The 24,898-nt window shown below is 73.9% G+C and carries 18 protein-coding genes and 1 tRNA gene; 14 read left to right on the forward strand and 5 right to left on the reverse strand.

What is annotated here, in order from left to right; all coding sequences use genetic code 11:
* Nucleotides 1-15: 15 nt before the first annotated feature.
* The 3 genes from ACIGAQ_RS04615 (at nucleotide 16) to ACIGAQ_RS04625 (ending at nucleotide 1,284) form a co-directional block, all read left to right on the forward strand.
* Nucleotides 16-291 (forward strand): hypothetical protein, encoded by a 276-nt coding sequence (locus ACIGAQ_RS04615; protein ID WP_399779116.1) that lies wholly within the window; start codon nucleotides 16-18, stop codon nucleotides 289-291.
* Nucleotides 292-557: 266 nt separating this feature from the next.
* Nucleotides 558-1,166, forward strand: a complete 609-nt coding sequence (locus tag ACIGAQ_RS04620; protein WP_399779118.1) for a hypothetical protein — start codon at nucleotides 558-560, stop codon at nucleotides 1,164-1,166.
* A 44-nt stretch (nucleotides 1,167-1,210) separates the two neighbouring features.
* Nucleotides 1,211-1,284 (forward strand) — tRNA-Pro (locus ACIGAQ_RS04625).
* Between the two features lie 57 nt (nucleotides 1,285-1,341).
* Here the strand turns inward: ACIGAQ_RS04625 and ACIGAQ_RS04630 are convergent.
* Both ACIGAQ_RS04630 and ACIGAQ_RS04635 read right to left on the reverse strand, forming a co-directional pair.
* Entirely contained in the window at nucleotides 1,342-1,575 is a 234-nt protein-coding gene (locus ACIGAQ_RS04630) for a hypothetical protein (RefSeq protein ID WP_399779120.1), read from the reverse strand.
* Nucleotides 1,568-2,275 carry a DsbA family protein gene (locus ACIGAQ_RS04635; RefSeq protein WP_399779122.1) on the reverse strand — a complete coding sequence of 236 codons (708 nt, stop codon included), beginning with the start codon at nucleotides 2,273-2,275 and terminating at the stop codon, nucleotides 1,568-1,570. Before ACIGAQ_RS04635 ends, ACIGAQ_RS04630 begins: the two co-directional genes overlap by 8 nt.
* Before the next feature lie 401 nt (nucleotides 2,276-2,676).
* Between ACIGAQ_RS04635 and ACIGAQ_RS04640 the strand changes: the two genes are divergently transcribed.
* A complete protein-coding gene (locus ACIGAQ_RS04640) occupies nucleotides 2,677-3,846 on the forward strand; it encodes a transposase (protein WP_311686980.1) in 1,170 nt (389 codons plus the stop codon).
* Here ACIGAQ_RS04640 and ACIGAQ_RS04645 read toward each other — a convergent pair.
* The 3 genes from ACIGAQ_RS04645 to ACIGAQ_RS04655 form a co-directional block, all read right to left on the reverse strand.
* Nucleotides 3,834-5,798, reverse strand: a complete 1,965-nt coding sequence (locus ACIGAQ_RS04645) for a helix-turn-helix domain-containing protein (RefSeq protein ID WP_399779124.1) — start codon at nucleotides 5,796-5,798, stop codon at nucleotides 3,834-3,836. The two genes, ACIGAQ_RS04640 and ACIGAQ_RS04645, sit on opposite strands and share 13 nt — an antisense overlap.
* 337 nt (nucleotides 5,799-6,135) lie before the next feature.
* The gene (locus ACIGAQ_RS04650) at nucleotides 6,136-7,386 is read right to left on the reverse strand and encodes an MFS transporter (RefSeq protein WP_399779126.1); all 1,251 of its coding nucleotides are present in this window, start codon (nucleotides 7,384-7,386) and stop codon (nucleotides 6,136-6,138) included.
* Between the two features lie 174 nt (nucleotides 7,387-7,560).
* A complete protein-coding gene (locus ACIGAQ_RS04655; protein WP_399779128.1) occupies nucleotides 7,561-8,646 on the reverse strand; it encodes an alkene reductase in 1,086 nt (361 codons plus the stop codon).
* Between the two features lie 134 nt (nucleotides 8,647-8,780).
* On the opposite strand from ACIGAQ_RS04655, the gene ACIGAQ_RS04660 reads away from it, so the two are divergent.
* The 10 genes from ACIGAQ_RS04660 (at nucleotide 8,781) to asnB (ending at nucleotide 24,758) form a co-directional block, all read left to right on the forward strand.
* Nucleotides 8,781-11,414, forward strand: a complete 2,634-nt coding sequence (locus ACIGAQ_RS04660) for an AAA family ATPase (RefSeq protein ID WP_311687228.1) — start codon at nucleotides 8,781-8,783, stop codon at nucleotides 11,412-11,414.
* Nucleotides 11,415-11,601: 187 nt separating this feature from the next.
* On the forward strand, nucleotides 11,602-12,585 hold the full coding sequence (locus ACIGAQ_RS04665) for an NADPH:quinone reductase (protein WP_399780670.1): 984 nt from the start codon (nucleotides 11,602-11,604) through the stop codon (nucleotides 12,583-12,585).
* A gap of 104 nt (nucleotides 12,586-12,689) precedes the next feature.
* A complete protein-coding gene (locus ACIGAQ_RS04670) occupies nucleotides 12,690-13,232 on the forward strand; it encodes an SRPBCC family protein (RefSeq protein ID WP_399779130.1) in 543 nt (180 codons plus the stop codon).
* Nucleotides 13,233-13,321: 89 nt separating this feature from the next.
* Complete coding sequence (locus ACIGAQ_RS04675) at nucleotides 13,322-14,890, forward strand: class I adenylate-forming enzyme family protein (RefSeq protein WP_399779132.1); 1,569 nt, start codon at nucleotides 13,322-13,324, stop codon at nucleotides 14,888-14,890.
* 130 nt (nucleotides 14,891-15,020) lie between these two features.
* Nucleotides 15,021-16,424, forward strand: coding sequence for a nitrate/nitrite transporter (locus tag ACIGAQ_RS04680; RefSeq protein WP_399779134.1), 1,404 nt, complete (start codon nucleotides 15,021-15,023; stop codon nucleotides 16,422-16,424).
* The gene (locus ACIGAQ_RS04685; protein WP_399779136.1) at nucleotides 16,417-18,510 is read left to right on the forward strand and encodes a molybdopterin oxidoreductase family protein; all 2,094 of its coding nucleotides are present in this window, start codon (nucleotides 16,417-16,419) and stop codon (nucleotides 18,508-18,510) included. The genes ACIGAQ_RS04680 and ACIGAQ_RS04685 overlap by 8 nt, the downstream gene beginning before the upstream one ends.
* Before the next feature lie 8 nt (nucleotides 18,511-18,518).
* Nucleotides 18,519-19,910, forward strand: coding sequence for an FAD-dependent oxidoreductase (locus ACIGAQ_RS04690; protein WP_399779138.1), 1,392 nt, complete (start codon nucleotides 18,519-18,521; stop codon nucleotides 19,908-19,910).
* Nucleotides 19,907-21,169: an FAD-dependent oxidoreductase gene (locus ACIGAQ_RS04695; RefSeq protein ID WP_399779140.1), complete on the forward strand. Its 1,263-nt coding sequence runs from the start codon at nucleotides 19,907-19,909 to the stop codon at nucleotides 21,167-21,169. Before ACIGAQ_RS04690 ends, ACIGAQ_RS04695 begins: the two co-directional genes overlap by 4 nt.
* 121 nt (nucleotides 21,170-21,290) lie before the next feature.
* Nucleotides 21,291-22,856 carry a carboxylesterase/lipase family protein gene (locus ACIGAQ_RS04700; protein ID WP_399779142.1) on the forward strand — a complete coding sequence of 522 codons (1,566 nt, stop codon included), beginning with the start codon at nucleotides 21,291-21,293 and terminating at the stop codon, nucleotides 22,854-22,856.
* Between the two features lie 48 nt (nucleotides 22,857-22,904).
* Nucleotides 22,905-24,758 (forward strand): asparagine synthase (glutamine-hydrolyzing), encoded by a 1,854-nt coding sequence (gene asnB, locus ACIGAQ_RS04705; protein WP_399779144.1) that lies wholly within the window; start codon nucleotides 22,905-22,907, stop codon nucleotides 24,756-24,758.
* Nucleotides 24,759-24,898: the final 140 nt, after the last annotated feature.

Below are 24,898 nucleotides of genomic sequence, written 5' to 3' on the forward strand. Positions count from 1 at the left end.
GACGATACGACCCGTATGACCATCACCTCGTGCCAAGAGGGCCGGATCCATCACCTGTTCCACCGGATCGCGTCCATCGGCGGCCGCTTCCTCGTCCACGGCATCGCCACCTGGCCGCCCAGCTGCCGGACCGTCGCGATCCGCTCGGCGCCCGGCAGCCGTGACACCGCCGTCGGCCGAGCCTCCGGCATGGGCCGCTTCGGCGCCGTCGTCGGACCGTGGCCGGGTGGGCAGTTGCTCGCTCCGGACCGGGGCGTCCGGGCGTCACGGCCTTCGCACCGGAGGACGTGAGCTCCACGGTCTTCCTCGGCCTGGTCGCGGTCCGCGGCGCACGGCGGCCGGCCGGGGACAGCGCGGAGCGGACACTCCTCGGCGCGCACTGATCGCGTGCGCCGCGGTGGGGGGCGCGCACGGAGACCGGCCGGCGCGTCAGCGCACGGCGGGTGTCGGCCGGCCCTGTACGCCCTGGTCGGACACGCCTCGGGAGCCCGCTTATGGTGTGCGGCATATGCCCGGGTGCGGATGCCCGGGCGTCCGAGTGCGAAGGGGGCCACGGAGTGGACGAGGCGGGGGACCGGCGGGTCCGGCGGGTCGAGGCGGCCGGGGGTGCCGCCACGGCGTTGCTCGCCGTGGCGGCCTGCGCCGGACACGCCACCAAGGCGGAACTGCCCTGGTGGGCCGTCCTCGCGGTCGCCGTGTCGACGGCGGGCCTGGCCGGCTGGACCGGTGCGCGCATGGGCGGCCGACGCGGCCCCCGCGACGAACCCCCACCGCCCGTCGACCACCGGCCCGCCGACCCGGCGCGCGGCGCGGAGCACCTGCCCGCCCACTCCGCGCGCGGATCCGACCACTTGCCCGCCCACGCGGCGCCGGGCGCGGACCGGCTGCCCGCTTACTCCGTGCCCGACGCGGACCACTTGCCCGCTTACTCCGCACACGGCGCGCACCACTTGCCCGCGTACTCTGCGCCCGGCGCGGACCGGCTCCCCGCGTACTCCGCGCCCGGCGCGGACCGGCTGCCCGCGTACTCTGCGCCCGGCGCGGACCGGCTGCCCGCGTACTCTGCGCCCGGCGCGGACCGGCTCCCCGTGTACTCCGCGCCCGGCGTTGATCAGCCGGCCGCTCCGACGCCCGCGCGGCTGAACCCCCCATCGCGTATGCGGTAGGGTTGACCTGCGCGATCACGCGGTTCACCCCGCGCGAGGCGCATCGGGACGTGGCGCAGCTTGGTAGCGCACTTGACTGGGGGTCAAGGGGTCGCAGGTTCAAATCCTGTCGTCCCGACTTGCTGAGACAGCAGGTCGAGAGGCCGTATCGGGGGTTGCCGATACGGCCTTTCGGCTACCTCCGGCCCGAGGCGTCCCGCCGCGGATCCACGACCCCCAGCTCCACCAGCCGCCGGTCCGGGCCCGCTTCGGCCACCGTTCGCCGCGCACCAGGTCCGGCCGGTTCCGGGGCGATGCGTTCCGCAAGTCGTTCAAGGTACGTGCGTACCGACACCCCCTCGGCCGCGGCCGCCGTCGCGAAGTGGGCGTGCGCGGTCGCCGAGATGGTCAGTTCCCTCGTCTCAGGCACCGCCGGGCTGCCTCCCCCCGGCCAGCAGGTCGAGCAGTTCCCCGGCCCACGACGGGTCGTAGCGGTCCAGGCGCGGTACGCCGCCGTCGTCGGGAGCCTTCGCCCACTCGACATGTGCGCCGGGGTTGTGCGCCGCGTAGCCACCGGGCGCGAACAGGTGCGGGCTGCCCTGGATGCCGGGGCCCTGGGCGACGCGGAACTGCTCGTACATCTCGGCACGGCCGGCCCCGCGTTCCAGGGCGCGGGCCAGGGCCTGTTCGTCGACGTGCTCGCACTGCGCGGCGACGTCGAGGATCTCCGAGGGGATGCTGACGCACCGGCTCTCGACGTAGAACGCGTGCCGCAGGCCGGCGTCCAGTTCGTCGCTGCCGCGCAGGCCCCCGACGGACGGGTCCTTCGCGGCCTGGACCGCCTCCATCGCGGGCAGCATCGTCGACGGGTAGTCGTACTCCCGCCCCGCCCACAGGCGCCAGCCGAGGTCGGGCCGGTGCGCGGAGATCACCACGATCTCGGGCTCCACGATGAACTTGGGCGTGGGCTGGTGGTTGAACAGCTCCAGGGGGAACGCCCGGTGGTCGATCAGGAGGTCCTGTCCGCGTTCCCGGGCCGTGGCGCGCAGCGTGTGCAGGGCGAGGGTGGCCCAGGGGCACCCCAGATCCGACCAGACGGTGACGGGTCGTGGCTCCGGGGCAGCGCTCATGGTGTCCTCCTCGGTAGTGGGACCACACCGGGGTCCCCGTCGGGTGTGCCGTGGTGCGGAATCCCATGGTGACGTGCCCGCGGCACCCGGCGCCCGACGTCGGCACCACTCTGTCAAGTCCCCCTGAGGCAGCCCCGGGAGACGCCTCCACGCAGCCCGGCGGTGGTCCGGACACAGCCCGAAGGGAACGTTCCGGATAGGGCCCCGGGGGGAGCGGGAGGCGATGGTGGCCCGGCCACCGCCCCCCGTCACAAGTCCTGTGCTCCGTGTACCTGGGACCGGCACCGCACCTGCGCGCACAGTGGACGGGCAGCCCTTCGGATCGTCTTCGTCTACTCCCGATGGAGGGTCCGTTCATGAGTGTGGTCGCGCTGAGCCCTGACCAAGCGCAGAGTCCGACCATGCACGAACCGGCGTACGCGTCCGCCTGCCAGGTGTCGCTGCCGGAGATGTGTTCACTGCTGTTCGCCTCCTTGCCGCGCAGCGACCAACGGCGCAAGGGCATGGAGTACATACGTGGTTTGCTGGAGGTGAGGGGACGCAAGTCGATACGCAACATCGCCGCGCTCGTCGGGGGACAGGCGACGGAACAGAGCCTGCACCACTTCATCAGTGACTCGAGCTGGGAGTGGGGGCCGGTGCGCCGGGCACTGGCGCGGTACGTGGTGAGTGTGGCCCCGCCACAGGCGTGGGTGGTGCGGCCCATGGTGATTCCCAAGGCGGGACGGCACTCCGTCGGAGTGGAGCGGCGCTTCTTCCCGGAGCACGGCCAGATGCTCAACGCCCAGCAGGCCGTGGGCGTCTGGGCGGTCGCCGAGGAGATCAGCGCGCCGGTCAACTGGCGGCTGCAGCTCTCGCCGTCCTGGTTCGCCGAGGACCGGCGGCGGCGCGCGTCGATACCGGACGACGCCTCCGCCGAGACGCTCGGGGAGTGCGCGCTCCAGGCCTTCCTGGAGGCGGCGGCGTGGCGGCTGCCGGCCCGCCCCGTGGTGATGGACGCCCGCGGCACCGACGTCGCCTCGGCCGTGCCGAGGCTCCTCGACCGGGGCATGCCGATGATGCTCCGGGTCGACGACTCGCTGCGCCTGTCGGTGACGGACCCCGCGCTCAAGGGCTTCGACGCCACCCCCAGGCCGGTGCGCCAGATCATGAGTGCCGGCCGGGGCCTGCAGCGGCCGGTGGTGTGGCCGGACGACGGCACGGGGACCGTCAGGCGCTCAGGGCTGGTCACCGCCGTACGGGTGGCGCTGCCCGGTCCCGGGGGCCGGCGGACCGGGGCCGGGCCGTGTGACCTGCTCCTGCTCGGGGTGGGGAACACCGACCGGCGACGGCCCGGGGAGGTGTGGCTGACGGACCTGACGTCGGTGCCGCCCGCGTTCCTGATGCGGCTGCGGGGGATGATCCGCCGGGTCGACCAGGACTTCGCCCGGGGAGCCGAACAGGTGGGCATCCGCGACTTCGCCGGACGCTCCTATCGCGGCTGGCACCGGCACGTCACCCTCGCGTCGGCCGCGCACGTCCTGGCGGCCCTGGGCGACACCGACGACGGCGTCCTCGACTACGCGTCCTGAGCGCCGGCGGCGTCCCCGGGAGGCGCCTTGCGTTCCCGCAGCACCCGCCGGATCCGGGACATGCGGAGCGCGAGCTGGATCTCCAGGGCCCGTTCGGGCCGCTGCCAGTCGGGGCCGATCAGATCACCGATGCGTTCCAGCCGACGGGCCACGGTGTTGGGGTGCACGTGGAGCTTCTCGGCCGCGTACGTGGGACTGCCACCGGTGTCGAAGTAGGCGTCCAGCGTGCGGACCAGCTCGGTCAGGCGCTGTTCGTCGTAGTCGAGCACGGCACCGATGGTGCTCTGAATGAACCTTTCGGCGTCCACCTGGTCCGACAGCAGCAGACCCACGAACCCCATCTCGTGGGTCGAGGCCGGGGTTCCGGTGGCACCGAGGGCGATCATCGCGTCCAGGCAGCGCGCCGCTTCCCGGTACCCGTGGAGGACCGCACCCGGGTCCGACACGGGTCCGGCGCCGCTGACCGTGGGCGGACTGCCGGGCAGGGACGACAGCTCGTCGTGCACCGTCCGGGCCGCGGCACCCGGGTCGGTGCCCGGCAGCAGCAGCACGATGTCGCCCTCGTGCGTCGTCTGGAGCCCGTTCAGCCGGCGCGCGCAGGACGACGCCCGGGTCGCCGCATGCGCCTGCGCGTCCCCGTCGGGGCGGGCGACCACGACCACGTGCGGCTGGTCCAGGCCGATGCCCAGCCGGCGGGCGCGCCGCTCCAGCACGTCCCGGGGCCGGGGCGCACTGATCAGCAGGTCGCCCAGCAGTTCGTCCCGGAACTGCCCTTCCAGGACCGTGCCGCCGCCCTCCTGGAGGGACAGCAGCACCGCGGCGGCCCGGGCCGCGTACCGCAGCAGCTGGGCGGTGTCGCCGGAAAGGGCGGGACCGGCCTGGACGTACAGGGCGCCCAGGTGGTGACTGCCCGCCAGGACCGGCAGGCACCAGATGCCGTCGTCCAGCAGGGCGGGCGACGGGTCCAGCAGGGTCCCGGCGTCCTTCGCGGCGCGCGCGAAGTCCTCCAGGGCGCCCCCGGACAGGTCGCCCGAGGCGGCGATCGCCGCGCCGCGCGGACCGCACAGCAGCACCGGGGCACCCAGCCTGAGTCGGCACTCCTCCACCAGCAGCTGCGGATCACAGCCGCCGAGCACCAGGTCGAGCAGCGCCCCCTGCGCGGCGGCCAGCCCGCGCGCGTCGGCCTGTCCGGCCTCCGCGCGCAGCACCCGCTCCCGCAGCGCGGACATCTCCGCGACCGTCTCGTCCAGGTACACGGCCCGGTCCAGCGCCACACCGCCGATCTCGGCGAGCATGTTCACCAGCGCTATCTCGTCGGCGGAGAAATGGCGCACGCTGCGGTCCGCGACGTGCAGGGACCCCGCGGCCGCGGCCGTCCGGCTCAGCGGCACGGCGAGGACGGCGTGCAGCCCTTCGGCGCTGATCCACTGATCGAGCTCGCCGGCGTGCCGGAAGCTGTCGTCCGTCAGGTAGTCGGAGGTCCACAGCGGCGCACGATGCGCCAGGACGGCGGCCGCGAGCCCGGCTCCCTTCGGTAATCGCAGGCGCGCGTTCAGCATCGTGACGTGACCGTCGAGCGAGTGCAGGCGGAATTCCCCGTCGTCCTCCGCGGTGGGCAGGGTGACCCAGGCGACGTCGGCGCCGAGCAGCAGCCGCGCCCGCCGCGTGATGATCTTGAGGGTGTCCTCGACGGTGTGCGGACTCGCCAGATCGGAGGCGGTGTCGACGAGCGTGGTGAGGGCGGCGCTCCACTGCTGACGGCGCTCCAGCCGGGCCTGGATGGCCAGGGCCAGCCGTTTGGTCTGTTCCACCCTGCGCAGGTCGGCGCCGGTCACGCCCTGTCTGCGGGCCTCCTCGACCACCGCTTCGAAGCGGTTCGCCGGCCCCTCGCCGGCCAGGAGGTCCAGCAGGTCCAGCACGGCCGCCACGGATGCGTCCTTCTTCTGCGACACGAGGCCCTCCGGTGTCTCGTTCCCCAACCGCCGGCAGTGACGGTGCACGACGGCCGGGTCGCACGGGACCACGGCCTGCCGGCGCGGCGGGAGGACTCCCGCCTGCGTTCCGCGAGCCGTGCCCGCGCACCGGGAGCCACAGCCTCTCCCTCCACGTGGTCACCTGGTGGCCTGCGGGCCGGACCGATGCCGGCCGACGGCCGGGCAGACACCCCGTCCTTTCGCGAACCCCTTTGGTGATTATGCCAGTTGGCGTATGTAGAGGTGCTTTGGGAAACGCGGTGTGCGCCGTCACACCCACGCGGTGTGACGGCGCACTCGCAGCGGACGCCGGCGCTCAGAGCGCCAGGAGCGAGACGATGGCGGGCCCGAACGCCGCACCCAGGAGATAGGACAGGTTGAACATGCCGATGGCCGGGGGGCGTTGGTCGTCGGGGACGGCCGAGGTGGCGTGCACCGCGAACGCGCCCTGCCCGGAGGCGGCCGCGATCGACGTCAGGGCCTGGGCGGCCAGCAGGACCGCGGGGGAGGTGCCGACGACCGCGAGCACCGCTCCCAGCACGGCGAGGCCGACCAGCGCGGTGATCACCACCCGGCGTCCCGTCCGCGCCGACACCGCCACGACGAACCAGGACAGGGCACCGCCCAGCAGCAACGGCCACACCATCGCGACGCCGATCTCACTGGTGGACCACGAGGTGTGGTCCTCCAGCCGCTCCGGAATCGCGTACATCATGCCGAAGTTGACGACCGCCAGGCACAGGGCGAGGCCGGCCGAGACCAGGAAGCCCGGGTTGCGCACCAGGACGGCCGGGACGAAGCCCCGCGGCCGCGCGCGCACCTGGGCCGCCAGCAGCCCCGCGGCGACGACGGAGCACACACCGGCCACCAGCGGCTGGTGCGGTACGAACACCAGCGCGGTGACCAGCGCGGTCAGCAACACCGCGCCCAGCGGGTCGAACGGCTCCCGGGTGACGGGAGCGCCGTGCGCGCACCGGGCCACGGCGAAGGGCACGGCCACCGCGCTCAGCACCGGCAGCGCGAGGGTGGCCTGCCAGGACAGCACGTCGTTGACGAGGGAACCGGCCAGCGGGGCCGTCGAACCCACCACGGCGAGCGAGGCGGTGACCAGTCCCATGGCCCGGGGCGAGCCGGCCAGGCTCATGGCCGTCGCCGTGAGGCCGGCCGTGCCGAGGCCCATCAGGGCGGTGCCCAGGACGAGGACCGGCAGGACGGGTATCCCGGCCACCAGGCCCGCGCCCAGCAGGACGAGCAGACCGCACACGGTGAGCGCGGCGCGCGCCCCCCGGCGGTCCAGCAGCCCGGCCAGCAGGGGCGTGCCGACCGCAATGCCCCAGCCGAACGCGGTCACCGTCCAGGTGGCGGCACCGGTCGAGACGCCGAGGTCCCGCGCGGCGTCGTCCAGGACCAGCGCCGGGCCCGCGATGCCGAAGGACAGCGGGCCGGCCATGAGGGCCAGCCAGAGGGCCGCGGCTCCGTGGAACGGGCCGCGTGCATCGGTTGCTTGAGGTTTCCTGCCCGGCGCGGCGGGACCCGGGGCGCCGGACTCGGCGAGTGAGTTGCTCATCTGTGCTCCCTGAGCGGTCGGTCGTCGCTGGACCACCCTGGCCCGGTCCGGCGTGCAGCCCTTCGGGGGAGAAGGCGCCGGCCGGGCCAGGGAGTCGGGGATCGGGGCGGACGGCGAGCGGGGCCGGGCGGGCCGGGCGCCGACCGCACGCCCCGCCGCCGCCCGCCCGGTCGGTCAGCCGTCCAGCGTCGGGTAGTCGGTGTAGCCCCGGTGGTCGCCTCCGTAGAAGGTCTCCGGGTCGGGCGTGTTGAACGGGCCGCCGGCCTTGATCCGCTCGGGCAGGTCCGGGTTGGCGAGCCACAGCGAGCCGATGCTCACCGCGTCGCACAGGCCTTCCTCCAGCACCGCCTCGGCGGCCTCGGGCGTCACCGCGGCCTCCTCGCCGGTGGCGTGCGGGTTGAGGATCAGGACACCCGGCCACTCCTTGCGGATCAGCTGCGTGATGTCACGGCCGCCGAACTCCATCAGGTGGACATAGGCGAGGTTGAGCGGCGCCAGGGCGCGGATCAGCGCCTGGTACAGCGCGGCCGGGTCGCGCTCCTCGATGCCGTTGGTCGTGTTGGCGGGCGAGAGGCGGATACCGACCCGCTCGGGGCCGATCGCGTCGCTGACCGCCTGGGCGACCTCGACGGCGAAACGGATGCGGTTGTCGATGCTGCCGCCGTAGGCGTCGGTGCGCAGGTTGGTGTTGTCGGCGAGGAACTGGTGGATCAGGTAGCCGTTGGCGCCGTGCAGTTCCACCCCGTCGAACCCGGCGTCCATCGCGCACTTGGCGGCCGCGATGTGGTCCTCGACCGCCCGGGCGATGTCCTCCAGGTCCATGGCCCGCGGCGTCGGGTGGTCCAGCATGCCCTCCGGCATGTACATCCGGCCGCCCGAGGCCACCGCCGAGGGCGCCACGGGCAGCGCGCCGTCCGGGTACAGGCTCGGGTGCCCGATCCGGCCGGAGTGCATCACCTGCACGAAGATCCGGCCCTGCCGCTCGTGCACCGCGTCGGTCACCCGGCGCCATGCCTCCACCTGCTCGGGCGTGTGCACGCCCGGTGTGTCGATGTATCCCTGCCCGATCACGCAGGGCTGCGTGCCCTCGGTGATGATGAGACCCGCTCCGGCGCGCTGTGCGTAGTACTCGGCCGCCAGCGGGGTCTGCACGCCGTCCCTGGCCCGGCTGCGCGTCATCGGCGCCATGACGAGCCGGTTGGGCAGCGTCAGCTTGCCCAGGGGCAGCGGTTCGAAGAAGTTGCTCACGATCTCCTCCATCGGGGAACCGGCTTGTTCCACACCGTAGGAAGGAAGGCAGCGGGGCCGAATCAGTAAGATTTCTGAAACCGGATACGTACGTCGGCACGGCTTGCCTACCGGTGGGCCGCATCACGGGGAGTGGGGGCACCTACGTGCTGTACGGCAGGGCCACCGAGCTGGCGGCGCTCGAGGATCTGGCCGCTCGGGCCCGCGAGGGACGCAGCGGTGCCCTGGTACTGCGGGGCGAGGCGGGCATCGGCAAGACCGCCCTGCTGGACCGCGCGGCGGAGTCGGCGTCGGCCGCCGGCATGCGGGTCCTGCGGGTCACCGGGGTCGAGCCGGAGGCGGACCTCGCCTTCGGCGGGCTGGTGCAGCTGCTGTGGCCGGTGCAGGACCGGCTGGAGGGACTGCCCGGACCGCAGGCGGAAGCTCTGCGGGCGGTGCTCGGGACGGGCAGCACCCGCACGCAGGACCGGTTCCTGACCGGGCTGGCCGTGCTCACGCTCCTGGCGGACCTGGCCGAACAGGGGCCGCTGCTGTGTCTCGTGGACGACGCCCAGTGGCTGGATCAGGCCACCTCCGACGCGTTGCTGTTCGCCGCCCGCCGGCTCGCCGCCGAGCAGGTGGCCATGGTGTTCGCGACCCGGGACGAGGGGTTCGCCGCGCCCGGTCTCACCGAACTGCGGCCCTCGCGGCTGGACACCGGCGACGCGGTGAGCCTCCTCGCCGACCTGGGGCTCGCCCCCGCCCTGCGCGACCAGGTCATCGCCGAGTCCGCCGGGAACCCGCTGGCGCTCATCGAGTTCGGGGCCGCCCGCCGCGACGACCCCGGCAGGTTCACGCCCGTGACGGTCGCCGACCGGGTGCTGTCGTCGTACCGCACCCAGATCGCCGGACTCCCCGAGAAGACCCGGCTGGCGCTGCTGTTCGCGGCGGCCGAGGGGCGGGGCGACCTGCCGCTGCAGATGAAGGCGGCCCGGACGCTGGGCGTGGGCCTGGAGGACCTGGAGGACGCGGAGCGGGCGGGCCTGATCCAGGTGACCGAGAGCACGGTCGTCTTCCGCCACCCGCTGATCGGGACGGCCGCCTACCAGGGAGCCGTACTGGCTCGGCGGATCGCCGTCCACCAGGCGCTGGCCGACGCGGCCGAGGACCCCGACTGCCGGGCCCGGCACCTGCCGCTGGCCACGACGTCACCCGACGACGGGGTCGCGGCCGAACTGGTCGCCGCCGCCGAGCGGGCCGCCGACCGCAGCGCCTACGCCGCCGCCTCGCTCCTGCACCAGCAGGCGGCGCGGCTCACCCCCGACCGCCGCGCCCAGATCCGGCGGCTCACGGACGCCGCGACCTGCGCTCTCAACGCCGGGCACGCCGGGCAGGCGCGGGAGCTGGCCGAGCAGGCCGAGCAGTCGGCCACCGAACCGCAGGACCTGGCCCGGCTGGCCCCCGTCCGGGCCGCCGTGATGTTCGAGTCGGGACATCAGCGGGAGGCCGCCCGCCTGCTGCTGCGGCGGACGCAGACCGCCGATCCCGGCCCGGGCCGGGCCATGCTCCGCACCGGCGCCACGTACGGCTGGTTCGCCGGTGACGCGGACTCGGTGCGCGAGGCCGCCGAGCGGCTGGCGTCCCTCGGGGAAGCCGACCCGATGGTGGAGGGCATGGCCTTCCTCGTCGACGACGACTACGCCCGCGGCCTGCCCCTGCTGGCGCGCGCCGTCGCCGACGGCCAGGACGGCTCGGACGCGGACCGGACCCGCGCCCTGCACAGCGCCGTCCTGCTCGGGGACGACGCGGCGGCCATGGAACTGGCCGCCGCCGAGGTGGCCCGCTGCCGTGCGCAGGGCCTGATCGGCGCGCTGCCGCAGGCCCTGCACCTGCTGGCGGAACGTCAGTTGCTGGCCGGGGCGCACCGGGACGCCGAGGCGTCGGTGGCCGAGGCCGTGGAGATCGCCCGCGACACCGGGCTGCGCGAGCGCGTCGCCTGGCTCAACGGCGTGCCCGCCCGGATCGCGGCCATCGAGGGTGACGAACAGCGCTGCCGCCACCTCACGCGGGACGTGCCCGACGTCGGCAGGGTGGCCGGCGAGAGCGCCCTGAGCCTGCTCGAACTCGCACGCGGCGACTACGAGTCGGCCCTCGCCCGGCTGGAGACCGCCGTCGGCCCCGGGCCGCAACGCCACACGGCGATGGCCATGGCCACCGTCGCCGACCAGGTGGAGGCCGCGGTACGGCTCGGTCAGCCGGAGCGGGCCGAGCGGCCGATGCTCGCCTTCGAGGCCTGGGCGCGGGCCGGCCGGCAGCCGTGGGCGCGGGCGGTGGCCCACCGCTGCCGGGCCCTGGTGGAGGGGCGCGAGGAGGACTACCGGCAGGCGGTCCGGCTGCACGAACAGGGCGGGCGGCCCTTCGAGCGGGCCCGCACCGAGCTGCTCCACGGAGAGTGGCTGCGCAGGGCCCGGCGGCGCACCGAGGCCCGTGCCTCCCTGCGGTCGGCCCTGGAGCACTTCGAACGGCTGCGGGCCGTGCCCTGGGCGGAGCGCGCCCGGGCGGAACTGCGGGCGGCGGGCGACGCGACGACGGGCGCGAAGGCCACCGCGGAGAACGTCCTCGACCGGCTGACCCCGCAGGAACTGCAGGTGGTCCGGCTGGCTGCCGACGGCAACAGCAGCCGGGAGATCGCCGCGCAGCTGTTCCTCAGCCGCAGGACCGTCGAGCACCACCTGTACAAGGCCTATCCCAAGCTGGGCGTCGGCTCCCGGCGCGAACTGGCCCGTCTCAACCTGGTCTGAACCGTGCGCACCGCCCTGGTCTGCACCGTGCGGACCGCCCTGGTCTGCACCGTGCGGAACCGTGCGGACCGACGAGGCCCGCACGGGGCGGATCTGACAGACCCGGTTCCGATCTGACAGATCCGCACCGGGGTCCGGGCCGCGCGCGGACGCGGGCCGGGCCTCTGCGCCAGAATCCTTGACCATGATGCGTGCTGCCTACATTGAACAGCTCGGATCTCCGGACGTCATCCGTTACGGTGATCAGCCCACGCCGGAACCGGGGCCGACCGACGTCCTGGTGGACGTCACCGCCGTCTCCGTCAACCACGTCGACACCTTCGTGCGCTCGGGTGCCTGGCGGACCCCGCTCACCTTCCCGTTCGTCATAGGCCGCGACCTCACCGGCACCGTCGCCGCGGTCGGCTCCGGCGTCCACCGGTTCCGGCCCGGCGACCGGGTGTGGTGCAACAGCCTCGGCCACGACGGCCGTCAAGGGGCCGCCGCCGAGCGCGTGGTGGTGCCCGTCGACCGGCTGTACCGCCTGCCGGAGGGCGCCGACCCGCACGAGACCGTGGCGCTGGCCCATCCGGCCGCGACCGCCTACCTCGGTCTGTTCACCCACGGGCGGCTGCGCTCCGGCGAGACCGTCGTCGTGGTCGGCGCGGGCGGCAACGTGGGGAGCGCCCTGGTGGTGATGGCCGCCGCCGCGGGCGCCCGGGTGATCGCCGTGGCCTCCGCGCGGGACGCCGAGTACTGCCGCGGCCTCGGCGCCGACCACGTCGTCGACTACCGGGACCCCGACGTGCCCGGGCGCATCCGCGCCGCCGTCCCCGCGGGGGCGGACCTGTACCTCGACGCCTCCGGCACCAACGACCTGGAGAGCGCGGTGGACCTGCTCGCCGGGCGGGGGCGGATCGTGCTGCTCGCCGGACTGCGCTCCCGGCCCGTGCTGCCCGTGGGGCCGCTGTATCTGAGGGACCGTTCGATCCACGGCTTCGCCATCTCGCACGCCACCGCCGGGGAGCTCGCCGAGGCCGCCAGTGCCATCAACCGGCTCGTCGCCGACGGCCGCCTCAGGCCCCGGGCGATCGAGCGGCTGCACCTGAGCGACGCCGCCGAGGCGCACCGCCGGCTGGAGGAGGGCAAGGTGCACGGGAAAATCGTGCTGAGCGTGGGTGCCGGGGTCTGAGCCGGCCGGGGCACACGGCGCCGGTGAAATGCGGGAATTCCGACCTGACAAATGAGAAAGCCGCTCTTTGACCGGCGCCGGACACCCTCGACAGAATTCTGCACATGACTCAGTCAATCATCGACACCTCGCCGCTCTTCGAGCTCAAGGCCGACATTCACATTTCCGCGACCCAGCTCGAGGTCTACTCCGTCGTCAGCGATCTGCCGCGCAGTGCCGAATGGAGCCCCGAATGCCGCGGCGGCACGTGGGTCTCCGGCGAACCCTCCACCGTCGGCGCCGTCTTCCGCGGCGAGAACCTGCGCAGCGAGGACGTCGTGGCCTGGGCCCCCCTGGTGCGCGGCGTCTGGCACACCGAGTGCCGCATCACCGCCGCCGAGCCCGGCCGCACCTTCCAGTGGATGATGCTCACCCACGCCCGCGAGGACCAGGAGAGCATCTGGGGCTTCGACATGGCGCCCGACGGCGACGGCTGCGTGCTCACCCACCACTTCCGCATGGGCCGGGCGACCGCCGGCATCCACAAGATCGTCGCCGACCTGGACGAGGACGACCGCAAGCGCTTCGTCGCCGACTGGACCGCCAAGCTCGAACAGGACCTCGACGCCACGCTGAACCGCATCAAGGCCGTCATCGAAAAGCAGTGACAATTCCCCGGTGATCCGTACGGGAGCCTGAATTCAAACGGCCCGCCGCACGGCTGAGGAACAGTCACGGCGGAGGAGAGGGTGGGCAGATGTTTCTCCAGCGCATCGGAAACAAGGGAATTCGGCTGGGCACGCTGTTCGACCGGGCCGCGGCCCGGTACCCGGCGAATTCCGTGATTCTCGACCATGATCTCGACGTGGCTCCGGAGCGCGGGCGCCGCATGACGCTGACGGAGGTCGCCGACCTCGTCGACGACCTGGCCTCCCGGCTGTGGGCGGCGGGCGTCCGGCCCGGGGAACGCGTGGTCGTCCACAAGACCAACGGGTTCGACATCACGCTGCTGGCCTGCTCCGCGGCCAGGATCGGAGCCGTCCCGGTACTGCTGTCCCCGAAGCTCGACGGCGACACCGTGTGCGAGCTGGTGCGCCGCGTGGACCGGCCGTACCTGGTGACCGACCAGGACAAGCTGGAGCACCATCTGCCCGCCGAGGTCTTCGGCCTGGCCCGGCAGGTGCTGCTGGCCTCCGGCAGCCACGAGGAGGCCGTCGAACTCGCCTCCTTGGCCGGCTCCACCCGGGTCGCGCCGGTGACCATGCCCCCGGACCACCCGACGCTGGTCACCCACACCTCCGGCACCACCGGCACGCCCAAGCTGGCGGTGCACACCGGGCGCACCTTCGAGGCCCGCTACCGCCCCCAGGGCACGGTGGCCTCCCTGGTGGGCCGCAGCGAACCGGTGGCCATCCACGTGTCGTTCGTGCACTCGCGGATGTTCACGGCCATGCCCATCACGATCCTCCAGGGGCACCCGATGATCATCCTCCGGGACGACGACCCGGAGGTCGTGGCCGACGTGTTCCGGCAGGCCCCGCCCGGTCTGATCGAGGCACACCCGAACACGTTCCTGCGCTGGGAGGTGCTGGTCGACGACCCGCGCCGGCCGCTGGCGAACGTGAAGTACTTCAGCAGCACCTTCGACGCCATCCACCCGCGCACCGTGCACCTGATGCTGACCGCGTCACGCCGCGAGAACCCGCAGTTCGTGCAGATGTACGGCCAGAGCGAGGTCGGCCCCATCGCCGGGCGCACCTACTCGAAGAAGCGCGGCGCGGACGCCGACGGCCGCTGCGTGGGCTCCCCGTTCCCCGGCATGACGGGCGTCCGGGTGGTCAGCCGCGACGGCAAGCGGCCCACCAAGTCCAACCCCGGCTACATCGAGGTGCGTTCCGACGGACGGATCGTCACCTACCTCGGCGAGCACGAGCGCTGGGAGAAGCAGGCCGACGGCGAGTGGTGGCGCATGGGCGACCTGGGCTACCGCACCAAGTGGGGCTGCCTGCACCTGCTCGACCGTGAGGTCGACGAGATCGAGGGCATCGACAGCACCCTGGAGATCGAGGACACCCTCTTCGCCCGGATACCGGAGCTCGTCGAGGTCATCATCGTCCCCGACGAGGACGGCAAGCCGCTGCCCGTGGTGTGCACCCGCGACGACAAGCCGCTCGATCTCGCGGCCTGGAAGCGGGCGGTGGCCGGTCTGCCCGCGATGGCGGAGCCCGTGCAGTGGAAGCTCGACGACCTGCCGCAGACCGCCACCACCAAGATCAAGCGGCTGGAACTGGCCCGGCTGCTCAAGGCGGAGCGGACGGGGGCCTGAGCCCCGGCCCCGCGCCGCCACCTCGGGGCGCGGGCCCATCCCCCCCGTGGGCCCGCGCCCCCGTCACCCCCCGCACGGCGGCCCGACGCCACGCGCCGGGCCGCCGCCCCCAGCCGAGGAGTTGCCCCCGATGACGGCACTGCGCGTCTCCCGACGCCGGATCGAGCACTGGGATCCGGAGGACGAGGAGTTCTGGGAGCGCACCGGCAAACACGTCGCACGACGCAACCTCGTCCTGTCCGTCCTCTCCGAGCACATCGGGTTCTCGATCTGGAGCATGTGGTCGGTCCTGGTGCTGTTCATGTCCCCGGCCATCGGCCTGGGCTTCGTCCCGAGCGAGAAATTCCTGCTGGTGGTCACCCCCACCCTGGTGGGCGCGCTGCTGCGCCTGCCCTACAGCCACGCCGTGACCCGGTTCGGCGGGCGCGACTGGACCGTCTTCAGCTCGGCCCTGCTGTTCGTACCGGCCCTGCTGGCGCTGTACTTCGTCCAGCGGCCCGGCACGCCCCTGTGGGTGTTCCTGCTCATCGCCGCGACCGCCGGCGTCGGGGGCGGCAACTTCGCCTCCTCGACCACCAACATCGCCCACTTCTTCCCCCGGCGGCACCAGGGCTGGGCACTCGGCCTCAACGCCGGCGGCGGCAACCTGGGCGTCGCCGTCATCCAGCTCGTCGGCCTGCTGGTCATCGCCACCGCCGGCGACACCCACCCCGCCTACGTGATCGCCGCCTACCTGCCGCTGATCGCGCTGGCCGCCCTGCTCGCGGCGCTCGGCATGGACAACGTCGACACCGGCCCGGCCGCGTCCGGCGTCCTGCGCGAGGCGGTGGGCGACCGGCACACCTGGTGGATCTCGCTGCTGTACCTCGGCACGTTCGGCTCGTTCATCGGCTACGGCTTCGCCTTCGGGCTCGTCCTGCAGAACCAGTTCGGCTCCACACCGCTGGAGGCCGTCGGCTACACCTTCCTCGGGCCGCTGCTCGGCTCCCTGTCCCGGCCGCTGGGCGGCCTGCTCGCCGACCGCTTCGGCGGAGCGCGGGTCACCTGCTGGAACTTCCTCGCCATGGGCGCCGGCACCCTCCTGCTGCTGGTGGCCTCGGCGCACGACTCCCTCGCCCTGTTCGTCGCCGTGTTCACCGTGCTGTTCGTCCTGAGCGGCCTGGGCAACGGGTCCACGTACAAGCTGATCCCGGTGGTCTTCGCCGGGCAGGCGGAGGCCGCCGTCACCGCCGGCCACGACGCGACCGAGGCCTTCGCCCGCGCCCGGCGCCTGACCGGCGCGGTGATCGGCATCGCCGGTGCCGTCGGCGCCCTCGGCGGCGTCGTCGTCAACCTGGCCTTCCGGGCGTCCTACGGCAGCCAGGGCACGGGCGAGCCCGCCTTCTGGTTCTTCCTCGCCTTCTACGCGGTGTGCGTGACCGTCACCCGCCAGGTCTATCTGCGCTCCCCGCACGGCACTTCGCCGGGCGGCGGGCGGGAGGCGCGGCGGGCCGGGCGCGGGGCCGCCGAGCCGTCGGAGGTCAGCCGTGCCTGACAGCGCGCCGCGCGCCGGCGTGGCCACCCACTGCCCGTACTGCGCCCTGCAGTGCGGCACCCGCCTCGGCCACGGCCCCCGGGGCGCCGTCGTGGAGCCCTCCGACTTCCCCGTCAACGACGGCAGCCTGTGCCAGAAGGGCTGGACCGCGCCCACGCTCCTCGACGTCCCGGACCGGTTGCGCCGGCCGCTGGTGCGGGGCGCGGACGGCCGTCTCGCCCCGGCCGACTGGGACACCGCCCTGGACACGGTCGCCGCGCGGCTGGGACGGATCCGCGACGAGCACGGCCCGGACGCGCTCGCCGTGTTCGGCGGGGGCGGCCTGACCAACGAGAAGGCCTACCTGCTGGGCAAGTTCGCCCGGCTCGCCCTCGGCACCAGCCAGATCGACTACAACGGCCGGTTCTGCATGTCCTCGGCGGCCGCGGCCGGGAACGCCGCCTTCGGCCTGGACCGCGGACTGCCGTTCCCGGTCGCCGACCTCGACGCGGCGGACACGATCCTGCTCGCCGGCGCCAACCCCGCCGAGACCATGCCCCCGCTGATGCGGCACCTGCGCAAGGCGGACCTGATCGTCATCGACCCGCGCCGCACCAAGACCGCCGAACGGGCCGCCCTGCACCTGCAACCCGTGCCCGGCACCGACCTCGCGCTGGCGCTGGGGCTGCTGCACATCGCCGTGAGCGACGGCTGGTGCGACAAGGAGTACGTCCAGGAGCGCACCACCGGCTTCGACGCGGCCTGGCGGCGGGCCGTCACCTGGTGGCCCGAGCGTGTCGAGCAGGTCACCGGCGTCCCCGTCGCCGAACAGCGCGCCGCCGTGGAACTGCTGGGCGAGGCACGCCGGGCCTACGTGCTGACCGGCCGGGGCGCCGAACAGCACAGCAAGGGCGCCGACACCGCCGCTGCCTTCATCAACCTCGCCCTCGCCCTGGGCCTGCCCGGCGTCGCCGGAAGCGGCTACGGCTGCCTGACCGGCCAGGGCAACGGCCAGGGCGGCCGCGAACACGGGCAGAAGGCCGACCAGCTCCCCGGCTACCGCATGATCACCGACCCGGAGGCCCGGGCCCACGTCGCCCGGGTCTGGGGCACCACCCCGGACGCCCTGCCCGGCCCCGGCCGCAGCGCCTACGAACTGCTCGACGCGCTCGGCACCGAGGGCGGCCCGCGCGCCCTGCTGGTCTTCGGCTCCAACCCGCTCGTGTCCGCGCCCCGCTCCGCCCACGTCGCCGACCGGCTGGCCGCCCTGGACCTGCTGGTGGTGGCCGACTTCGTGCCCTCGGAGACCGCGCGCACGGCCGACGTGGTCCTCCCCGTCGCCCAGTGGGCCGAGGAGGAGGGCACCCTGACCAACCTGGAGGGCCGGGTGCTGCGCCGCCGCCGGCTGCTGCCCCCGCCGCCGGGCGTGCGCACCGACCTGGAGGTCCTGCACGGCCTCGCGGTCCGGCTCGGCGAACCGGCCCACCGCTACCCGACCGCGCCGCGCCAGGTCTTCGAGGAACTGCGACGCGCCTCGCGGGGCGGCAGGGCCGACTACTCCGGCATCAGCTACGAGCGCCTGGACGCGGGGGAGGCCCTGCACTGGCCCTGCCCCGAAAGCCCCGACGGGCAACCACATCCGGGGACGCCCCGCCTCTTCCTCGACGGCTTCGCCACCCCCGACGGGCGCGCCCGGTTCGCCGAGGTCGACCACCGCGACCCCGTCGAGACACCCGACGCCGACCACCCCCTGTACGCCACCACCGGCCGCGTCCTCGCCCACTACCAGTCCGGCGCGCAGACCCGCCGCGTGCCCGCACTCAACGACGCCGCGCCCGGACCGTTCGTGGAGATCCACCCCGACACCGCCGAACGCGCCGGGCTGGACGAGGGCGCCACCGCCCGCGTCACCTCGGCCCGCGGCACCACGATCGCCCGGGTCCGGCTGGTCGGCAGCATGCGCACCGACACGGTGTTCCTGCCCTTCCACCACTCCGGCACCGGCCGGGCCAACCTGATCACCAGCACCGCCCTCGACCCCCGCAGCGGGATGCCCGAGTTCAAGGTCTGCGCCGTGCGGATCGAACCCGGCACCGACGCGACGTGAGGCCCGCCATGCCCGACTCGCATCCCCTCCTCGTCGTCGGCCACGGGCCCGCAGCGCACCGGCTCGTCGAACGGCTGTCCCGACTCGGGCACCCGGGCCCGGTCACCGTCCTCGGCGCCGAGCCGCACCCCGCCTACCACCGGGTCCTGCTGACCTCCCTCCTCGACGGCACCCTCACCGCCGCAGACCTGGAACTGCCCGCCCCGCCCGACGGCGTGCGCGTCAGGACCGGCGTCACCGCCACGGCCCTCGACCCAGCCCGCCGCCTGGTGCGCACCGGCACCGGGGAGACGCTCCGCTACGCACGGCTCGTGCTGGCCACCGGCGCCCGGCCGCGGATCCCGCGCCTGCCCGGCGTGCTCACCGCCGACGGCCGCCTCACCGAGGGCGCCACCACCCTGCGCACCCCCGAGGACGCCGAACGGCTCGCGGACGGGCCCGTGGTGGTGCTCGGCGGTGGTGTCCTCGGCACGGAGACCACTCTCGCGCTGCTGCGCGCCGGCCGCGACGTCACCCTCGTTCACCCGGGTCCGCACCCCCTGCACGACCGGCTCGACGACACGTCCGGTGCCCTGCTCGCCGACCACCTCCGCTCCGCCGGCGCCCGCCTGCGACTCGGGCACGCCGCCGTCGAGTACCGGCCCGGCAAGCTCGTCCTCGACGACGGCGAGGTCCTGCGGGCCGACGCGCTCGCGCTGTGCACCGGCGCCGCACCCGAGACCGCGCTCGCCCGGCGCGCCGGACTGGCCGTCCGCACCGGGGTGGTCGTCGACCGGCACCTGCGCACCAGCGACCCGCACATCCACGCCATCGGGGACTGCGCGGAGTTCGGCGGCGAGGTCCCCGGACTCGTCACGGCCGCCTGGGACCAGGCGGAGACCCTCGCCCGGATCCTCACCGGCCGCGACACACACCACCGTGCCGGCCGTCCCGTGCTGCGGCTGAGGGCGCCCGGCTTCGACCTGGCCTGCCTCGGCCCGCCCGAACCGCCGGAGGCCGACCGGCACGTCACCCTGTCCGACCCCGCCCGCGGCCGCCACGCCGCCGTGGCCCTGTCCGGGGAGCGTGTCGCGGGCGCGGTCCTCGTCGGACTGCCGCGCGCCACCGCCGCGCTCGTCCAGTTGTACACACGCGACCTGCCGGTGCCGGCGGACCGGTTCGGGCTCCTGCTGGGCACCGCGGCCGGCGAGGGGCCCAGTCGCGTCGAACTGCCGGACGCGGCGGTGCTCTGCCACTGCAACCACGTCACCAAGGCCGACCTGCTGCGCGCCTGGCACGACGGCGCCCGCGACCTGACCGCGATCGCCGCCGCGACCCGCGCCACCACCGGCTGCGGGGGCTGCGCGGACGACGTGCGCCTGGTCCTCGCGTCGGCGACCGGAGGGAACAGCGACCCATGACCCGCACCCCGCGCACCCTGGTGGTCGTCGGACACGGCATGACCGGCCACCGCCTGACCGAGCACCTGCGGGCTCACGACCGGCACGGCTCCTGGCGGGTCGTCGTCCTGGCCGAGGAACCCCGCCCCGCCTACAACCGGGTCGCCCTGTCGTCCTACCTGGAGGGGAAGACCGCCGCCGACCTCACCCTCGCCGGCCACGCTTTCCTCACCGACCCGCTGGTGGAGCTGCGCACGGCCGCCCCCGTGACCGGCATCGACCGGCGGGCCCGCACGGTCACCACGGCCGACGGCACCCTCACCCGCTACGACGCCCTGGTGCTGGCCACCGGATCACGGCCCTTCGTGCCGCCCGTCCCGGGGCACGACCTGCCCGGCTGCTTCGTCTACCGCACCTTCGACGACCTCGACGCCCTCCGCGAGGCGGCGCGCGAGGGAGGGACCGGTGTCGTGGTGGGCGGCGGCCTGCTCGGCCTGGAGGCCGCCAACGCGCTGCGGCTGCTCGGCGTACGCCCCCATGTCGTGGAGCTCGCCCCGCGCCTGATGCCGGTCCAGCTCGACGACGGGGGAGCGCGGGTGCTCACCCGGCTCGTCACCGGACTGGGCCTGCGGGTGCACTGCGGCACCGCCGTCCGCGAGGTCCACGCCACCGCCGGCGGCCGGGCCGGCCGGGTCACCCTCACCGACGGCACCGCGCTCGACACCCGTCTCGTGGTGTTCTCGGCGGGCGTGCGCCCCCGTGACGAACTGGCCGGACCCGCCGGTCTCGCGACGGGCGAACGCGGCGGCTTCCTCGTGGACGAGCTGTGCCGCACCGCGGACCCGGGCGTCTGGGCCGTCGGCGAGTGCGCGGCCGTCCGGGGCCGCGCCTACGGGCTGGTCGCCCCCGGCTACCGGATGGCCGAACTGGTCGCCGACCAGCTGCTCGGCCGCCCCACGACCCCCTTCACCGACCCGGACACCGCCACCAAGCTGAAACTCCTCGGCGTCGACGTGGCCAGCTTCGGCGACGCCCACGCCGAGACCGAGGGCGCCCTGGAGTACGTCCTGCGCGACGACACCGCCGGCACGTACGCCAAGCTCGTCCTCGACCCGGAGGGGCGCGTCCTGCGCGGCGGTGTGCTCGCCGGCGACGCCTCCGCCTACCGCACCCTGCGCGCCCTGACCGGCCGGGAACTGACCGCCCCGCCCGACCGGTTGCTGTCCGCGCCGGCCCCCGGCGGGCCCTCGCGCCGCGCCCGGGCGGCGGACGCGGCCTGACTTGACGGAGTAGTGACCGGCGGTTGGCGGCCGGACCGGCACCGGAGCGACGATCACTGTGCTCCATGGTGCGCGCCGCGCCGCCCCCCACAACGCCGAGGCGGGAAGTGAGGTTCACCAGATGCCCAGTCGCACAGTGGTCGTCCGCACGACGGCGGGACGAGTGGCGGGGACGCGTTCCGACGGACTCGCCGTCTTCCGGGGCGTGCCCTACGCGGCTGCGCCGGTGGGCCCGCTGCGATTCGCCTCACCCCGGCCGCCCGAGCCGTGGCCGGGCGTGCGGGACGCCACCGCCTTCGCCGCCCCCTCGCTCCAGGGCGACTACCTGCCCGACAGCAGCGAGGACAGCCTGTACGCCAACGTGTGGACCCCGGACACGGACGGCAGTCTGCCGGTCCTGGTCTACATCCACGGCGGCGGCTGGATGCTCGGCGCGGGCAGCGAGCCCGACTACGACGGAGCCCGCACCGCCGTCCACGGCCGGATGGTCGTCGTCAATTTCAACTACCGTCTGGGCGCGTTCGGCTGGGGACTGCACGAGGAGCTCACCGACCCGCACACGGGCTCCTTCGCGAACTGGGGCCTGCAGGACCAGGCCGCACTGGTGCGCTGGGTCCGCGACAACGCCGCCGCCTTCGGCGGCGACCCGGGCAACATCACCGTCGCCGGCACCTCGGCGGGCGGCTCCAGCACCTGGCAGCTGGCCCTGCTGCCCGAACTGCGCGACATCATCCGGCGGATCGTCCCCATCAGCGTCAAGCACGTGTGGGACCCCGCCAGTTCCACCACCCCCGAGGAGTCCCGCCGGGTCTACGAGCACCTCGCCCGCCGCTTCGGCACCACCGTGCCCGGCCTGCGCGCCGTACCGGCCGCCGAACTGCGGGACGCCTGGGACGAGGTGTACGCGGGCCGCCCCGCCGAGCGGTCGGTGGAAGGCGGCCGGGAGTACCGGGGCCCGGTCGTCGACGGACGGTGGATGCGCGGCTACGACCACGCACTGCCCACGCCCGGCATCCCCATGATGCCGATCTACTGCCGCACCGAGGGCTCCTTCTTCACCACCGGCCCCGGCTACCCCTACCCCGGCCCGCACCCGGCCGACGAGGCCGGACTGCACGCGGCCGTCCGCGAGGTCCTGGAGAAGGGCGCCGCCAAGGTCACCGACGAGCAGGTGGCGGAGTGCATCGCCCACTACCGGCGGGCGTCCGAGGCGGAAGGGCTGTCCGTCGACCCGGTGTCGGTGTGGACGCAGGTGTGGGGCGACGGACTGTTCCGCTACCTGATCGTCCGGCTCGCCGAACGGCACGCCCGCGAGCGCGGGCCCGCCGCCTCACCGCAGTACCTGATGGAGTTCGCCCACCCGCTCAAGCCGCCGTACGCCGGCACCACCCCGCACGAGGCCGTCGCGAAGTTCCTCTTCGGCACCTTCACGCTGCCGGTCAACGCACCCTTCTACGGGGACGGACCGCTGGAGCGGAGGATCTCGGACGCGCTGATCGACCTGGTGGCGTCCTTCGCCCGCGGTAGGACACCGAGCAGCGAACACGCCCCCGCCTGGCCGGTGTTCACCCCGGACCGTCCCAGCGTGATGGTCCTCGGCGGCGAGCGGGTGGCCCGGATCGGCACGGTGTCGGCCCAGGCCCACCTGGCGTACTGGGACCGCGCCGGCTGGGTGCCGCGGCCCTGAACACCCCCGGCCATACACCACGACAGCAACGAAAGGACTGGGACTTCGATGTGCGGACTCGCAGGCTGGGTCGCCTACGACCACGACCTGTCGGCACACGGCGGGACGGCGTCGGCCATGACGGAGACGCTCGCGTGCCGGGGACCCGACGACCGCGGCGTGTGGATCTCGCCCCACGCGATCCTCGGGCACCGCCGGCTCTCCATCATCGATCTGGAGGGCGGACGCCAGCCCATGCACGTCACCGGCGAGGGCGACGGCCTCCCCGTTCTCGTCTACACCGGCGAGGTCTACAACTACCGCGAGCTGAAGGAGGAACTCGCCGGCCTCGGCCACGCCTTCCGCACCTCCAGCGACACGGAGGTCGTGCTCCACGCCTACCTGGAGTGGGGCGAGCACTTCGCCGAACGCCTCAACGGCATGTACGCCCTCGCCCTGTGGGACCCCCGCAGCGAGGAACTGCTGCTGGTCCGCGACCGCATGGGCGTCAAGCCCCTCTTCTACTACCCGACCCCCGACGGCGTGCTGTTCGGCTCCGAGGCCAAGGCCATCCTGGCGCACCCCGACGCCGAGGCCGTCGTCGACGCCGAGGGCCTGGCGGAGATCTTCGCCATCATCAACACCCCCGGCCACGCGATCTTCAAGGGCATGCACGAGGTCGTGCCCGGCACCGTCGTGCGCTTCCACCGCGGCGGCCACACCACCCGCACCTACTGGCAGCTCGAAGCCCGCCCGCACACCGACGACCTCGACACCACCGTCACCCGGGTCCGCGAACTCCTCGAGGACATCGTCGAACGCCAGCTCGTCGCCGACGTGAAGGTGGGCACCCTGCTCTCCGGCGGCCTCGACTCCAGCGCCATCACCGCGCTCGCCGCGAAGGTCTTCCGCGACCAGGGCAAGCAGGAACGCATCAAGGCCTTCTCCATCGACTTCAAGAACAACGAGGAGAACTTCCGCGGCAACGGCATCTGGATGGACCCGGACACGCCGTACGCCATCGACGTCGCCCGGCGTTCGGGCGCCGAACACGTCATCGTCGAGCTGGAGAACCACCACGTCCTCGACGAGGACGTGCGCATGCGGGTGCTGCGCGCCCAGGACCTGCCCATCTCCACCGGCGACATGGAGCACTCCCTCTACCACCTGTGCAAGGCACTGAAGGAGCAGGTGACCGTCGCGCTGTCCGGCGAGACCGCGGACGAACTCTTCGGCGGCTACAACTGGTTCTTCGACAAGGAGGCCGTCGAGGGCGACACCTTCCCCTGGTACGACGCCTGGCGCCGGCTCGGCGGCCTGGACACCATGAAGGAGATCGGTCTCTGGGACCGGCTCGGCCTCGACGAGTACGTCGCCAAGCGGTACGCCGAGGCACTCGCCGAAGTGCCGCGCCTGGAGGGCGAGTCCGCGCACGAGGCACGCATGCGGGAGCTGTCGTACCTCAACATCAGCCGCTGGGAGAACTTCCTGCTGGACCGCAAGGACCGCATCAGCATGGCCGCGAGCCTGGAGGTCCGGGTGCCGTTCACGGACCACCGGCTGGTGGAGTACGTCTTCAACGTGCCGTGGGCGATGAAGACCTTCGACGGGCGCGAGAAGAGCCTGCTGCGCGCCGCCGCGAGCCACGTCCTGCCCGAGTCCGTGCTGGAGCGCAAGAAGAGCCCCTACCCGTCCACCCAGGACGTGGAGTACGTGCGGGCGCTGCGCGCCAAGGTCGAGGCCCTGCTGGACGGTTCCCCCGTCCTCGACCTCGTCCCGGCCGAGGGCATCCGCAAGCTGCTGGACAAGCCCGTCGAGTCCTACGCGGGCCTCGGCGGCCTGTGGGGCATGCGGGCCGTGATGGAGCGCCTGGTCGAGTTCGACGCGTGGGTGAAGGAGTACGACGTCCGCGTGGAGTGGTGACACACCCACCGGCGCGGGGGGGGGGGGGGGGGGGGGCGGCCGGGGCCCCCCCCCCCCCCCCCCCCCCCCCCCCCCCCCCCCACCCCACCCCCCCCCCACCACCCCCCCCCCCCCCCCCAACAACCCCCCCCCCCCCCCAC

Origin of the sequence: Streptomyces sp. NPDC085932, assembly GCF_044540525.1 — a bacterium.
Lineage (GTDB): Bacteria > Actinomycetota > Actinomycetes > Streptomycetales > Streptomycetaceae > Streptomyces > Streptomyces levis.